This window comes from Anaerobacillus alkaliphilus (assembly GCF_004116265.1).
GTDB lineage: Bacteria > Bacillota > Bacilli > Bacillales > Anaerobacillaceae > Anaerobacillus > Anaerobacillus alkaliphilus.
Window position 1 is genome coordinate 655,486 of the sequence record NZ_QOUX01000047.1, and the last position, 13,783, is coordinate 669,268.

General features: G+C 38.4%; 12 protein-coding genes, 17 tRNA genes and 2 rRNA genes. All 31 read right to left on the minus strand.

Annotated elements, in window-relative coordinates; translation table 11 throughout:
- Positions 1-159 precede the first annotated feature (159 nt).
- A complete protein-coding gene (locus DS745_RS23625) occupies positions 160-609 on the minus strand; it encodes a chemotaxis protein CheW (protein ID WP_129080683.1) in 450 nt (149 codons plus the stop codon).
- A 203-nt stretch (positions 610-812) separates the two neighbouring features.
- Positions 813-2,498 (minus strand): methyl-accepting chemotaxis protein, encoded by a 1,686-nt coding sequence (locus DS745_RS23630; protein WP_129080684.1) that lies wholly within the window; start codon positions 2,496-2,498, stop codon positions 813-815.
- 236 nt (positions 2,499-2,734) lie between these two features.
- Positions 2,735-4,429, minus strand: a complete 1,695-nt coding sequence (locus DS745_RS23635; protein ID WP_129080685.1) for a methyl-accepting chemotaxis protein — start codon at positions 4,427-4,429, stop codon at positions 2,735-2,737.
- A 298-nt stretch (positions 4,430-4,727) separates the two neighbouring features.
- Positions 4,728-4,973 carry a hypothetical protein gene (locus DS745_RS23640; protein WP_129080686.1) on the minus strand — a complete coding sequence of 82 codons (246 nt, stop codon included), beginning with the start codon at positions 4,971-4,973 and terminating at the stop codon, positions 4,728-4,730.
- A 27-nt stretch (positions 4,974-5,000) separates the two neighbouring features.
- The gene (locus DS745_RS23645) at positions 5,001-5,435 is read right to left on the minus strand and encodes a glycine/sarcosine/betaine reductase selenoprotein B family protein (RefSeq protein WP_129080687.1); all 435 of its coding nucleotides are present in this window, start codon (positions 5,433-5,435) and stop codon (positions 5,001-5,003) included.
- Between the two features lie 21 nt (positions 5,436-5,456).
- Positions 5,457-5,957: a redoxin domain-containing protein gene (locus tag DS745_RS23650; protein WP_129080688.1), complete on the minus strand. Its 501-nt coding sequence runs from the start codon at positions 5,955-5,957 to the stop codon at positions 5,457-5,459.
- Between the two features lie 119 nt (positions 5,958-6,076).
- A complete protein-coding gene (locus DS745_RS23655) occupies positions 6,077-7,207 on the minus strand; it encodes a conserved virulence factor C family protein (RefSeq protein WP_129080689.1) in 1,131 nt (376 codons plus the stop codon).
- Between the two features lie 184 nt (positions 7,208-7,391).
- On the minus strand, positions 7,392-8,264 hold the full coding sequence (locus tag DS745_RS23660; RefSeq protein ID WP_129080690.1) for a DUF1028 domain-containing protein: 873 nt from the start codon (positions 8,262-8,264) through the stop codon (positions 7,392-7,394).
- 6 nt (positions 8,265-8,270) lie between these two features.
- Positions 8,271-8,693, minus strand: coding sequence for a DUF1284 domain-containing protein (locus DS745_RS23665; RefSeq protein ID WP_129080691.1), 423 nt, complete (start codon positions 8,691-8,693; stop codon positions 8,271-8,273).
- A gap of 161 nt (positions 8,694-8,854) precedes the next feature.
- Positions 8,855-9,133: an alpha/beta-type small acid-soluble spore protein gene (locus DS745_RS23670; RefSeq protein ID WP_129080692.1), complete on the minus strand. Its 279-nt coding sequence runs from the start codon at positions 9,131-9,133 to the stop codon at positions 8,855-8,857.
- Complete coding sequence (locus DS745_RS23675; protein ID WP_129080693.1) at positions 9,133-9,390, minus strand: hypothetical protein; 258 nt, start codon at positions 9,388-9,390, stop codon at positions 9,133-9,135. Before DS745_RS23675 ends, DS745_RS23670 begins: the two co-directional genes overlap by 1 nt.
- 111 nt (positions 9,391-9,501) lie before the next feature.
- Entirely contained in the window at positions 9,502-11,085 is a 1,584-nt protein-coding gene (locus tag DS745_RS23680; protein WP_129080694.1) for a M2 family metallopeptidase, read from the minus strand.
- A gap of 148 nt (positions 11,086-11,233) precedes the next feature.
- Positions 11,234-11,314 (minus strand) — tRNA-Leu (locus tag DS745_RS23685).
- 60 nt (positions 11,315-11,374) lie between these two features.
- Positions 11,375-11,450 (minus strand) — tRNA-Lys (locus DS745_RS23690).
- 7 nt (positions 11,451-11,457) lie between these two features.
- Positions 11,458-11,533, minus strand: a tRNA-Thr gene (locus DS745_RS23695).
- A gap of 48 nt (positions 11,534-11,581) precedes the next feature.
- Positions 11,582-11,657 (minus strand) — tRNA-Val (locus tag DS745_RS23700).
- A 145-nt stretch (positions 11,658-11,802) separates the two neighbouring features.
- Positions 11,803-11,877, minus strand: a tRNA-Glu gene (locus DS745_RS23705).
- Positions 11,878-11,891: 14 nt separating this feature from the next.
- A tRNA-Ile gene (locus DS745_RS23710) sits at positions 11,892-11,968 on the minus strand.
- A 9-nt stretch (positions 11,969-11,977) separates the two neighbouring features.
- Positions 11,978-12,048 (minus strand) — tRNA-Gly (locus DS745_RS23715).
- A gap of 188 nt (positions 12,049-12,236) precedes the next feature.
- Positions 12,237-12,313, minus strand: a tRNA-Pro gene (locus DS745_RS23720).
- 4 nt (positions 12,314-12,317) lie between these two features.
- Positions 12,318-12,391: transfer RNA gene (locus tag DS745_RS23725), tRNA-Arg, on the minus strand.
- Between the two features lie 14 nt (positions 12,392-12,405).
- Positions 12,406-12,491, minus strand: a tRNA-Leu gene (locus DS745_RS23730).
- Between the two features lie 32 nt (positions 12,492-12,523).
- Positions 12,524-12,598, minus strand: a tRNA-Gly gene (locus DS745_RS23735).
- A gap of 7 nt (positions 12,599-12,605) precedes the next feature.
- Positions 12,606-12,680 (minus strand) — tRNA-Gln (locus tag DS745_RS23740).
- 14 nt (positions 12,681-12,694) lie between these two features.
- Positions 12,695-12,770 (minus strand) — tRNA-Phe (locus DS745_RS23745).
- A 21-nt stretch (positions 12,771-12,791) separates the two neighbouring features.
- A tRNA-Asp gene (locus DS745_RS23750) sits at positions 12,792-12,867 on the minus strand.
- Between the two features lie 87 nt (positions 12,868-12,954).
- Positions 12,955-13,031 (minus strand) — tRNA-Met (locus DS745_RS23755).
- A 142-nt stretch (positions 13,032-13,173) separates the two neighbouring features.
- Positions 13,174-13,250: transfer RNA gene (locus DS745_RS23760), tRNA-Met, on the minus strand.
- 36 nt (positions 13,251-13,286) lie between these two features.
- A tRNA-Ala gene (locus tag DS745_RS23765) sits at positions 13,287-13,362 on the minus strand.
- A gap of 10 nt (positions 13,363-13,372) precedes the next feature.
- Positions 13,373-13,488: ribosomal RNA gene (gene rrf, locus DS745_RS23770) — 5S ribosomal RNA — on the minus strand.
- Positions 13,489-13,670: 182 nt separating this feature from the next.
- A 23S ribosomal RNA gene (locus tag DS745_RS23775) occupies positions 13,671-13,783 on the minus strand; the annotation flags it as partial.

Consider the following 13,783-nt stretch of genomic DNA (forward strand, 5'->3'; position numbering starts at 1 on the left):
ACCTCACTTCCTATATACTACGCTACTTCTATTATGCAATTCAAAAAACCATATGTCCATAGGGTTTTCGAAACTTGTGGCAGATTTATGACATTTTTTCTATACCTTTACCATACGAAAAAATTCCTGTCTAATGCAACAGGAATTTTCTTCATCTTTCTAATTTGTTTCTTGTAAACTGCTTGTGTCCACGTTGGCTAAAATTTTCTCAATATCAATAATCGAAATAATTCGATCTTCAAGTAAGGCAACGCCTTCTAAATAATTTTGTGAACTGCTTGTCCCGTATAGATTAACAGGTTTAATTAACTCCGAGTCAAATGTAATAATCTCATTTGTGCTTTCTACTAACAAAGCCAATGTTGCCTGTTCTGTTTCTAACAAAATATATCTAGAATTCTGATCTACTTTACTACCCTCATTATAGAGAAGTCTTGTACAATCAATGATTGGCACGATTTGACCACGGACATTCACAAGACCTACCATATAATCAGGCATTTGTGGAGTTGGGGTCGTTTCTGAAACCTTCTCAATAGAAACAATATTTTTAATATCTATCCCATAAGTGCTACTACCGATCGTAAATAAAACATAGTTGGTATTCATTAACAATCATCCTTTCGCTAGACGGTACCTTAGTGGTTCTTCATAATTGGAGACGAACTACATCTTCTAATAATAAGATCTACTTACTAGTCTAATAGTAATAGTATACCAGATTATTATTATTAAAAGAAAACTGGTTTTAAACACATAAGGACGTAACGAAATTGTCACGTCCAAAGAGTTTTTCGTCTGAGAATTATTTCTTACAATTTAAATTTCCCAATAATTGCTTGTAATTCATGTGCCATTTTTGAAAGGGCTTGAGCTGAAGCAGTTACTTCCTGCATAGATGCCAACTGTTCCTCGGCACTAGCTGCAACGATTTGAGTGTGAGCAGCAGTACCTCTAGTTACTGATGTGATGGTAGAAACCCTCGAAGAAACTTCCTCGGCACTAGCAGAAATTTGTTCTGCCGTAGCTGCCATGCTATATACCCGTTCTCCCATTTCTTCCATCGATTGTAAAATTAATTTAAAGCTACCTTCTGTTTTTCCAACGATATCTAAACCATCTTTTACTTCGCGCTTCACTTGTTCCATTGATGCATTTGAGTGAACCATATCTTTTTGAATTTCATTAATTAACTCTGAAATTTGTGTAGAAGAAGTTTGGGATTGCTCTGCTAATTTTCGAACTTCATCAGCTACAACCGCAAAACCTTTTCCATGCTCCCCAGCTCTAGCAGCTTCAATTGCCGCATTAAGGGCAAGAAGATTTGTTTGATTAGCGATATCTGTAATCACTTTCGAAATGTCACCAATCTGCTGAGAACGTTTTTCTAAAAGTTTGATAACTTCACTACTTTCAGTTACTGAAACGTTTATATCATTAATTTGTTGCACAGTTTGCTTGACGTAAACATCACCTTGTTTCGCTCGTTCACTTGTTTTTGTACTATTCTCAGCGATTTCTGAAGAATTTTCAGCTATATTATTAATACCTTGTGAGACTTCTTCTAATGCTCTACCACTTTCTTCAACATTAGCTGATTGTTGATCTGTCCCATCTGCCACTTGTTGCATAGCTTCAGTAATCTGTTCAGTAGCTCTACTTGTTTGCTCTGCTCCTGAATTTAACTGCTCTGCAGAAACGGCTACAAGCACAGAAGTTTCTTTAACCTTCTGGATCATTGCTCCAAGATTTTCTCTCATACGGTTATAACTCGCTGATAAGTAACTTAACTCATCACCTGCTGTATCTACAACTTCAGTTGTGAAATCCCCGTCACCGGCTTTCTCTAATGCTTCTGAAAGTTTTCGTAAACGTTTCTTTAAGCGGTTGGTAAACCAAACGACAATTAAAACACCTATAATAGTGATGATGATGATTGTTATAGAAAAAGTTACGGTAATTGAAGACATAATTTTCGAGATCACTTCTTCAGAAGCACCTACATAGAATATCCCAACAGTTTCGCCATTTACATTTAACAATGGCATGTAAGCAGTCTGATAACGATGTCCAGCTACTTCCGCTTCACCGTAGTAGTTTCTACCCTCGTTTAAGACGACATTTGCAACCTGAGCTGATAGTTGTGTACCTATGGCTCGCTCGCCGTTTAGAATAACGTTCGTAGCTATACGTGTATCACCCAGGAAAATGGTTACCGTGTCTCCCGTGTCCGCAGCGATCGCATCAACAATTTCAAAGTTTTCATTCATAAGAGTTTGACCCTTATATAACTTGTCATCTACTACGTTCCAATCACCAGGGTATTTATAATCAATATATCGATAGGCTAAATTTAGATCTCCCTTTGCTTTTTCAGTGGCCAAGTCTTTAATTCCCTTTGGTACCTCTGTTACAGTCACAAAAGCAATACTAACTGACATAAAAAGTATAATTGCTAATACAATTAGATTTATTTTCGTCCCTAGCTTTAGTTTCATAGTTTTACCCCTCTCGTTGCTCACGCTACTTTTTACTAGTCAACAATTGACTCATCAACCTCACATTTTAATAGAGAGATAAGTTGTACAATCTTATATTGATATTGACATGCTTGTCTAGTTTTTTAGACAAAAAAATCAAATTTTCAACAAAAAACACCACGTGATTTTTTGTTCAATGATACAAATAATACCATCTCAGAAAATCCCGCAACTTGTTGTGTTGTTTTGAGAATTTATTTAAGTTTAAACTTTGAAACAACAGTTTGTAAGTCTTCAGCTAATTTCGAAAGCGTTGATGCAGAAGCAGCAACTTCTTCCATAGTAGCTAGTTGTTCTTCTGTCGCTGCGGAGCTTTCTTGGCTGGCTACAACACTCTTTTCAGAAATATCTTGAACAAGTTCAATTGAACTAGAGATTTGTTCACTTAGGGCAGCCATTTCCTGAACAGATGCAGAGACTTCCTTGACCATATCGTTTACAGTAATAATAGAAGTAGAAATTTCTGCAAAAGCTTCATTTGCTTCTCTTGTATCCTCTAGGCCTTCTGTTACTTGAATGCTACCGGTTTTCATTGCTTCTACCGCTTGTTTCGTTTCTACTTGAATCGTTCCTATCATTTCTGTAATCTGATCTGCTGACCGTTTCGACTGTTCCGCTAACTTTCGCACTTCATCTGCAACGACGGCAAATCCTTTTCCCTGATCACCAGCTCGAGCCGCCTCAATCGCTGCATTTAAAGCCAATAAATTAGTTTGGTCAGCAATACTCGTGATTATTTCTACGATACTTGTAATCTCGCTCGAACGTTTTTCTAGTGAGTCTATATGCGTTGCGGCATTCTCTACCGAACGATGAATTTCGTTCATCTGCCCTACAACATTTTGAATAGATGCACTTCCTTTTTGGGTTAACGTTGTCGTTTTGTCCGTTTCTTGAAGCATTTCTTCACTACTACCAGCTATTTGATGAATACCCGTTGTCATTTCACCAATTGATGTCGTTACTTGTGTAAATTGTTGTAACTGTTGTTCAGTTCCTTCAGTTCCTTTTTGAGTAACGCTAGCAACCTGTTCTGCTGCTAATGTACTCTGTTCAGCACTAGCTGCTAGTTGTTCACTACTACTTGAAACTTGATGTGAGGAGTCATGAACTTGTCCAATTAAACTTTTAAGCTCAATCGCCATTTGATTAATTGAACCAATAAGAGAACCAATTTCATCTTTATTCTTAACTTTTATTTCATCAATTGTTAAATCTCCACTAGCTATTCGTTCTACAGCAGTAGCTGCTAAACTTACAGGTTTTGAAATCATCCGGCTAATGACAATCGTTACTATAATTGATAAAATAATCGCTAAAACGCTAAAGAGTAATATATTCATTTGAGTTTGCTGTGAGCTTTTCGTTGTTGCTTCTCTCTGATTAGCTAACTCTGCTTCTAATAAATTTATGACCTGCGCTGTACTTATTGTCAACTGCTCAGTAATCGGACCTACTACGGATGTCATCATATTAATCGCTGCTACTTCATTATTACTTTTCTTATACTGAATTTGTTGCCTTGCTACGACATGATAATCAGAAGCAATTCTTTCAAACTCTTTAAATTTCTCAATCACCTCAGGACGAATTAATAGTTCATCAAGTTGTTCTACATAGTTTCCAAATAGATTTAATGAACTTTCGAAATTTTCAACGTTTGTATTATCTCCAGACAGCATGTAGGCACGAATTGAAGAAATTTGTTTCCAAAGTTCAGTTTCCGCCTCTCTAATCAATTCTACCTTTCTTATTTCGTTGTCAATTAAGTAAGAATATGTATCGTTGACATTATCAATCTGATAAAATGCAATGCCTGACACTATACATAAAAATATAATGACACTAAAAAATCCAGCAAACAATTTTCTCGAAACTGTGAATTTCATTCCGTTTCCTCTTTCTTTTTAGCATTTTTTCTAATTTTAAAAATCTCCCTGTTACTTCGGTTTCTTATGTTCCTAAAACAACATTGTATTTCCTAAAAACATTTATAGATAATTATTGTAACGTACTACTTCCTTCAAAAATATAGCCCTGTATTCCTATTTGTTTTCTATAAAGGTTTACACTAGTTCTATCTCCTATCATTTTTTTAACCCTATTTCTATGCAGATAGAATAATAATGATATTCAAAGTGGGAAAACAGAAGAAAAGACGTAACCTCATGGGTCACGTCTTTATGTTTACTGATTATAGCTTGGAAAATCTACTTCATGAATGTGGCCCGGCTCTTGCCGCTTCGTTATTTCTTCTAATGCAGCCAGTAAGACCTTCATTTGTGTATTTTTATCATGAGGTTTCCCTAGCGAATGTCCAAATTTAAAGCCAATTGGATGAATCGCTCTTGGTGGTCTCATTAAACTAGATTGCTCCACATCAAGTGTAATTAATGAAGTTGGAATTCCTTGTGCTTCAATTCCACGTTGCACTGTAACTACAGTGCGGTGACAAAGTGGTCAGCCAGCTGTAAGCAAGACAGCATCGGCTTTGGAACGTACCACTTCTTTTACAAGAGCTGGAATCGTTTCTTTATTAATCTTATTTAGTCGCATCGAGTAACCCATCATAGTTAAATGCTTCTCTGCTACTCCACCAAGATCACCATCGTCTACTAGTTCTCTAAGGCGATCAATCGGAAAGACACAATTAATGTCCTCCTTAGGAAAGTCCGTATTGTAATGATCTTTCGGCGCAGAGTGAGTTACCGTTAACTCCTTTGGGTCAACGTCTCCAGGAATAATCCGAAATGTTGCATCGCCCTCGGCCGGATCTGTATTATAAGGTTCTTGATCCTTTAAGTGAACACCAGAGGTCGAAACGATCATGATCGTCATTTCATGAAGTGGTTTGTCATTAGGTGTATATGGTATCGCTTTTCTTGAGAGTTCCATACAAGCCTCCTTACTTCTGTATTACAGCTTGCGTAATATATCAAACAATTCTTCATTGTCTGGTTGTTCTCCAATTGGATGAACATCAATAAATTGAATAATTCCTTCTTTATCAATGATCATTAACGCACGTTCAGATGCACCATAAGCTGGTTCCTCTGGATTGGTACGAAGTACACCATATGTTTCAGATACTTCACCATGTGGATAAAAATCGGCACATAATGGATATGATAATCCACCAATCGATTTTGCCCACGCATTGTGACTATGGACACTATCTACGCTAATACCCAAGACCTGGGTATCAAAGTCTTCAAAGCGAGGAAGATCATCCTCGTATGAAGGCATTTGAGCGCCTCAAACTGGAGTCCAATCTAGGGGGTAAAAGCATATAAATACATTTTTGTCACCGCGGTAATCACTTAATGAAACTTTACGATCACCGTGAGCTAGTAATGTGAAGTCTGGCGCTTGATCGCCAACTTTCAACGTTTTCGTTTCAGTAGCTCCTTTAGGCATAGCAATTTCTCCCTTCAAAGTTTATTGAATAACACTTCTATTATCGCCATTATTACTAGGAATAATCTTATAAATAGAAAAAAGCATGGAAACTTTCCATGCTACTTTTGCCGCTATTTTTATTCTGTTTTGCGAGCATTAGTCATTTGTTGCCAAACAGATCCAGCTGCTTCTTCACCACTCTCAATACGCTTAATTGCCATTTTTATTTGCAGACTAACTTCAAATTCTTGATCTTCTTCCGCTTCTTTTAAAGCTGGTAGCGCACTCTCATCTCCCACTTCATATAAATACATCGCGGCTCTCCAACGTACGAGTTTGTTTTTATCTTTTAATGCATCAATCATCGCAGGTATTGCTTTTGGATTCCCAATATCGGACAAGCAATCGCCTGCTGTTCGTCTGACAGTTACTGCGCGGTCTTTGAGAGCTTCATATATATACGGAAGAACTGATTCGTCTTCAATCATTCCTAAGTAAACAACCGCCTGACGTCGGATTGAGGTATTTTCGTCTTTCAACGCAGTTGCCAGTATTGGTATATCTTTTTCTTTTGGGTTCACCACTTTTTCTAACGCAGCATAGCGAACTTTCCAATCATCACTTTTAAACGCATCAACTAATTCTTCTGAAGATATTTGCTTCCTAATTGGGCGCTCTTCCACTTGTTTAAACGCGGCCTCTACTAGCTCGTTTAATCGATCCTGATCATATGCTGCAGATAGCTCTGCAACTACCTCTTCTGCCACTTCTTCAGGATTACCATAACGAACTCCATATTCTTTCCACTGACGTTCTTTTACTAGGTTTTCTGCCGCACTCTGTGCTTTAAGTATTGCCTCTTTAAAACGATCCGGCAATCCAAATCGTTTCTCCTCATCTCCTTCTTCAATTTTTATTTGAATTGGGATACCACGGAACATATGAACAAAAACCTTTAATTCTCCGAATGAATCGGTCGGAGCACTTTGCTCAGTTTGAACTTCTTCAACTTTTTCACCAAAAGCTTCCCGGACTTGTGGCAATATTACTTTCCAATCCATTTTAGGATGTCGTTCTAAGGCAATAAAATTTGTTACCTGATACACACCTGTTACCCCTTCAATTTCAAGTAATACCTGTAAATGGTGTGGTGCTTGATCTTTATCAGCTTTTTTAAAATTATAAGATTGATTATTAGGTAAATGTGTATCAAGATTAATTTTCATAGAATTTGGACTAGGCGTAGGTTCAATTGAGATTAATTTCATAATAACTCTCCTTTAAAAATATTGTTATGTATGATCCTAACATAATAAAAACCGAACCTCCAATCATCTGCTTGTTCTTATCGGAGTATATTATTTCAGAATTCTCATTCTTTCATTCTTGTTTTAGAACTTCCATACTTCCATAAATAAAAGACTAAACCATTAAGCTTAGTCTTCTAACACACTATTGTTTACTTTTATTTAACAAAAATTGAAGTACTTTTTTATCAATTTTCCCTTTTGGCTGTTGTCTTTCTTCAAAATTTTCCGTCAAAATAAACTGATTGAGTCCCTCAACAAAATCATCAGCTCGACATGCATCCTCTTTTAGGTAACCTAACGTCTGTAAAGCGTTACTTATATCTACTAATGTATCTTCATCAATATCAATGACATCTTCTTCTGTTGGCTTACTGAAATACAATTGTTGTAACTCATAAATTCGGATTAGTTCTTTAATTGGGTCTGGGTGATCATCAACTCGTAAGTCGATAGAACGATCATTGTAGCCACCATACCCGCCCTCTTCTTTGACAATTAGTAGTGCAGCTGACTGTTTGCCCCGAAAATCTCCTCCAGCCTCTTGTGCAGCATCTAAGGCTGCTAAAAGTCGCTCAGCCAGAGTGCCTGTTGTTTCTTCAAATGTAGAAGCCATTGCTTTAACTGTAGCTTCACTTACCAAGATGTTCCCCTGAGCAGCAAAATGCTTTCCAGCAATGCCTCCAGCCCAGTCAAAACATTTTTCACCAGTAAATGTTGCAGCATTACCTTTTCCATCGACAATACCAACTTGGCGTAGTGAACGATCTTCATCATCACTCGTTAGGATATCAATCGTTTCTTGTGCAGATTTTCCTGCAGCCATTAGTTCTAGACCTCTTGGACCGTAGGTAGTGTTGGCATAAGATTGTGTGGCAACTGCTCCTACACCTGCTTTGGCCCATGGAACAACTGCCCCCACTCCTAAGAATTTAGACTGAACTGCAATGCCTAGCTCTTCTGTTTTTGGATCAAAACCTACAATTGAAAACGTTGCGACAAGATCTTTTTGTTTCATATCTGCTCACTCCTGCTTCTTTTTTAATTTTTCAATGCCAGCCTTACAAACACCATAGGGTAACCAACTACAGTCCTTACATAAATAATCTAAATCATCAGGTTGAACCTTATTTACAGTCAATTCGATTAGTTCGCTCTTACGATACAATTTATCTTTCTCAAGTTCTAAATGGTCTATCACCTTTTGGTCCATTGTCTTCACATGGTTATCAGAACCTTCACTAGCAATACAAATCGTTCCTCCATTATGCGGACAAGCTGTGCAAGCATCATCCAAAGTCGCAACGACTCTAATAGGAAAATCCTTCTCATCATCCCTTATATCTTCAACAATTGAACCCATTTTCAAAACAAACTCGGGGCTATACCCCATTCCTTGAAAGCCATGAACACACAATAAATGGTGTCCGCGTAACGTCCGCTCCATATTTCCTCCTCATTACTCTATAAAACTTCTATTAGATTATTACTTTATAGTTCGTTGCTATTATAAAAAATCCTTCTTATTTTTCCGAAACTTAAGAAAGCTTAGGATTTGCTCCTAAGCTTTCTTAAATTTATAAAGACTATATATTAATGAAGTTTCTATTACTTACTGTTTTTAAAATTATTTTTAGCCATTTGGATCATTTCCTTGACCATACTACCACCAATTTGACCACCAACATGACCAGCCTCTTTAGAAGTTAATGTACCGTTATACCCCTTTTTTAGTGGAACATTCAATTCTCTTGCTACCTCAAATTTAACGTCATCAGGTGAGTTAGGATCAACGGCGTACCCTTTCTTCGCCATGACCTCGCCTTTAAGCTGGGTTACTCCTTGTGCAGCTTCAGGAACAAGAAGTTTTCGTCTTCTTTTGGCCATTATTCCACCTCTTCAAAATCAGTATAGAAAACTGGATTTATTAAAGACGAAGTAGTAAAGTCAAGTTCCTCAATATCATGTCCGTTGGCATAAATCTTAATTTCCTGTTCAATTTTATGAAGATCGTCTTCAATAAGATGAGGTGACTGATTACTGCTATTTACTTCTTCAAGTTGACTTTTAAGCATTTTGCGAGTTTCTGTTAAAACGTATAATCGTTCTAATTTTTCAAAGTAAGTCAAAGATTGCTGTTCCATTGGTAACCTCCAAGGCTTTTATTTTTAGTTTGTACCAATGTGTCACACTTATTCTAGCCAAGATCTCAAATAGTGGGAACTTTCTTTCTTTTCGTTCACAGCAATTCTATTCTACTTTAAAAACTGGTTTGCAAAATAACTTGGGTTTAAATACTCACCAGTTGCATTTTTGATTTTATCATTCCAGTGTAATGAGGCCCCATACTTAAAAAAGTTTTCTATTAAATACTCCCCTACTTTTGGAGTAAATAAGTCAGAAGAGATATGGTGGGCGATATGATGGTGAAGTTGGGATGCGGTTAACTCTCCTAGTAGATAGTCTTGATAGGATACTGGAGCTAAGGAAAAATGCATTTTGGAAGCCCAATCTGGAGCATTTGTATTTTCAGGTGGTGTTACATATTGAATTTCTTTTACAAGTTTCCACCATAGTTTATTTAAATCCTGATCAGGATTTTCATACATTGCTTTTTCAAAAAACGTGAATGTGATCATCCATCTCGCTGAAACTAACATTTGCCGTTGGAGCATTTTTTTAGTTGCTAAAGACTCTTCCTTCATCTCGTTGCCTTCTATTTCTAAAAAACGATCTTGCCATTCTAAAGTTTTATTCATCCGTCCAAAAAACAAAGCAATTGCTTCTGTTGTCAGAGAATGTGAATGAAAACGCAAAATGAAAGGTAGGTCTTTATCAATGTATTTAAAATAAGCAGCATGTCCAAATTCGTGTAAGAGAGCCGTTACCCAAAACATGCTTTCATCAAGGTTAACTAAAACCCTTATATCGCCTTTCCGGTCAACATTTGTACAAAAACCAAATGGATTTTTATCCTGCCTAGGGTACAAGTCACTTCTTTTGAGGATATCTCCAATATCTAGGCCCATTGATTTAAAGGTTTCAGAAACGAGCTTCTCTAGATCTTTATTTTTGTAGACCTTGTCCAAGTCTATACCACCTACAGTAGGTGCTTCTTGAAAAAATGGGTCAACATAATGCCAAGGGCGAATATCTTTTTTAGCAATACCTAACTTAGTAGCACGCTCTTCATCTATTTCATCTTTTATTAAACGAAAAGGCTCATCCGATAATTTCCTTAATTCGTCAAAAATTTGAATGACCGTATTCATATCAAGTTCTTGAGTTGATAGACTCATTTGAAAGAAGTTATCAAATCCTAATGCTTTTGCATCTTTATTCCTTTTTTGTACTAATTTCAAAAGAGTACGTTCTATTTTCTTACCCACTTGTTTACTAGCAAGCCACGCTTCTTTTCTACTTTCTTCTTGGTCACTATTCCGAAGAATATCTAATAACTCGTTATTTGTTACTTTTTGACCGAACAACAATGGTCTATAAGTATTAAATACCTGAGAAATTTCTTTTTCTAGTTCAAGAGTTTCACTACGAACACTGTCTTCTAGTTGGTTTCTTACCATTTTATTATACAGATCTTCAATCTGGCGCCTTTGAATAGACGTAAGATCGTTATTATCTCTAAAAGATAATAGTGTCTCGAATGTGTCGGAGTTTGAGAAGTTCGCAAAGTAACTTTTAAGCGCTTCTTCATGCTTATCTGCCCATTCTTTATTCCCAGTTGTTGCTGACAACCAATTATTTAATAATACAGGTTTATATAACGCTTCCATTGATCTGTTTTGTTCTAATAAGAATTCTTCTATTTTCTGATTTATCATGAAAGAAGTTCCTCCTCTATTCTAAAAGTTCCCTTTCTTTTTAAACGCTTACATTAGGAAGCAAGCTAATTTTAACATAAAAAAACTACTAAAATAAAAAAAAATAAACCCATAACTAATAAGTTATGGGTTTATTTTACAATTAAGATGCGGGTGGAGGGACTCGAACCCCCACGTCAAAGACACTAGATCCTAAGTCTAGCGCGTCTGCCAATTCCGCCACACCCGCGTATAATGATTGTTATTTTGCTGTGCAAAAAACTTAGTTATTTTGCTTCGCAAAAAACTTTGGTGAGCCATGAAGGATTCGAACCTTCGACCCTCTGATTAAAAGTCAGATGCTCTACCAACTGAGCTAATGGCTCGTACAAATGGTGCCGGCCAGAGGACTTGAACCCCCAACCTACTGATTACAAGTCAGTTGCTCTACCAATTGAGCTAGGCCGGCATATTATGGGAAGTTATTTTTGCTTCACTTTGTTGCGCAAAAAAACTTTGGTGGAGGATGACGGGATCGAACCGCCGACCCCCTGCTTGTAAGGCAGGTGCTCTCCCAGCTGAGCTAATCCTCCGAAGTAGTGATGAAGATAATTCATAGAAGACCCTGTTTCTTCCTCTACTAGTAAATCAATGGTGTGGATTCGTCGAAACAACTCGTAGTATTCCAGTGATGCTACGCTCGTCGCTGAGCTAATCCTCCGAAGTATTACATCATTTTGGTGACCCGTACGGGATTCGAACCCGTGTTACCGCCGTGAAAGGGCGGTGTCTTAACCGCTTGACCAACGGGCCATCTAAACCTATTATGGTGGGCCTAAGTGGACTCGAACCACCGACCTCACGCTTATCAGGCGTGCGCTCTAACCAGCTGAGCTATAGGCCCATAATAGAGAGCGGGTGATGAGAATCGAACTCACAACATCAGCTTGGAAGGCTGAGGTTTTACCACTAAACTACACCCGCATATTTATAATGAGTTATACTAAAATTAAACGCCTTCTGTCATGCCTCTTCCTCTTCTTGATTGTTCGAAGAAGTATATCCGTCGAGGCAACTCGTAGCTTTTCAAGATGTAACACTCGTGGCTGAGGTTTTACCACTAAACTACACCCGCATATTTATAATAAGTTATGCAACTAGTAAGAGCTTGATGGTCGGGAAGACAGGATTTGAACCTGCGACCCCCTGGTCCCAAACCAGGTGCTCTACCAAGCTGAGCCACTTCCCGAGAGTGCGCCCTGAGAGATTCGAACTCCCGACCTTTTGATTCGTAGTCAAACACTCTATCCAGCTGAGCTAAGGGCGCATGTAATTTTAAAGTACCGAGGGCCGGACTTGAACCGGCACGATAGTCACCTACCGCAGGATTTTAAGTCCTGTGTGTCTGCCAATTCCACCACCCCGGCATAACGGAAAGACTTGCTTATATTATTTAAGTTGGAGCGGAAGACGAGGTTCGAACTCGCGACCCCCACCTTGGCAAGGTGGTGTTCTACCACTGAACTACTTCCGCACAAAAATGGCTGGGCTATCTGGATTCGAACCAGAGAATGACGGAGTCAAAGTCCGTTGCCTTACCGCTTGGCTATAGCCCAACAATTAAAATTTATGGTGGCTCGGGACGGAATCGAACCGCCGACACGAGGATTTTCAGTCCTCTGCTCTACCGACTGAGCTACCGAGCCAAAATATATAATAAGTATAAATGGCGGACCCGACCGGGATCGAACCGGCGATCTCCTGCGTGACAGGCAGGCATGTTAACCGCTACACCACGGGTCCATATTAGATTGTTAATAAAATTAGATGGCATTTGCTCCTGCGATTACTTGTCGCAAATCTGCGAAGAAGCACATTCAGGATGTAGATTGGTTGCGGGGATAGGATTTGAACCTATGACCTTCGGGTTATGAGCCCGACGAGCTGCCAGACTGCTCCACCCCGCGATAATAAATAGTATATAATTAACTAAAAAATTGATGAAGATTAGCGAGATCAAACGACTGACCTCCTGCGTGCAAGGCAAGCATGTTTACCTCTGCAATTACTCGTCGCAAATCTGCAAAAAAGAACATTCAGGATGTAGATTGGTTGCGGGGATAGGATTTGAACCTATGACCTTCGGGTTATGAGCCCGACGAGCTGCCAGACTGCTCCACCCCGCGATAATAGAAGTATATAATTAACTTGAAAAAAATAATTGGTGGAGCCTAGCGGGATCGAACCGCTGACCTCCTGCGTGCAAGGCAGGCGCTCTCCCAGCTGAGCTAAGGCCCCATTTTCAATAGTTTAGCAACGTCCTACTCTCACAGGGGGAAACCCCCAACTACCATCGGCGCTGAAGAGCTTAACGATCGTGTTCGGCATGGGAACGAGTGTGACCTCTTCGCTATCGCCACTAAACTATTTAAAATTTTGAATTTTGAATTGTCAATTATGAATGTTCAATTGTTCTTTAAGCTTCTCTGTGAAGCTCTAAACAATTCATAATTCATAATTGTTAATTCATAATTCCTACAGGGTCATTCCCTGAAAACTAGATAACACACATTTAAGACTTGAGTAAGAAAATCAATTCTTATTTTTAGGATAAGTCCTCGACCGATTAGTATCTCTCAGCTCCACACGTCGCCGTGCTTCCACCCGAGACCTATCAACCTCATCATCTTTAAGGGGTCTTACTGGATTAACTCCAAGG

Coding starts and splice junctions, on each gene's coding strand:
- DS745_RS23670 (WP_129080692.1), bottom strand. CDS start 9,133: ATGGCCAAAAGAAGACGAAAACTTCTTGTTCCTGAAGCTGCACAAGGA.
- DS745_RS23675 (WP_129080693.1), bottom strand. CDS start 9,390: ATGGAACAGCAATCTTTGACTTACTTTGAAAAATTAGAACGATTATAC.
- DS745_RS23655 (WP_129080689.1), bottom strand. CDS start 7,207: ATGAAATTAATCTCAATTGAACCTACGCCTAGTCCAAATTCTATGAAA.
- DS745_RS23630 (WP_129080684.1), bottom strand. CDS start 2,498: ATGAAACTAAAGCTAGGGACGAAAATAAATCTAATTGTATTAGCAATT.
- DS745_RS23645 (WP_129080687.1), bottom strand. CDS start 5,435: ATGGAACTCTCAAGAAAAGCGATACCATATACACCTAATGACAAACCA.
- DS745_RS23660 (WP_129080690.1), bottom strand. CDS start 8,264: ATGAAACAAAAAGATCTTGTCGCAACGTTTTCAATTGTAGGTTTTGAT.
- DS745_RS23635 (WP_129080685.1), bottom strand. CDS start 4,429: ATGAAATTCACAGTTTCGAGAAAATTGTTTGCTGGATTTTTTAGTGTC.
- DS745_RS23680 (WP_129080694.1), bottom strand. CDS start 11,085: ATGATAAATCAGAAAATAGAAGAATTCTTATTAGAACAAAACAGATCA.
- DS745_RS23665 (WP_129080691.1), bottom strand. CDS start 8,693: ATGGAGCGGACGTTACGCGGACACCATTTATTGTGTGTTCATGGCTTT.
- DS745_RS23625 (WP_129080683.1), bottom strand. CDS start 609: ATGAATACCAACTATGTTTTATTTACGATCGGTAGTAGCACTTATGGG.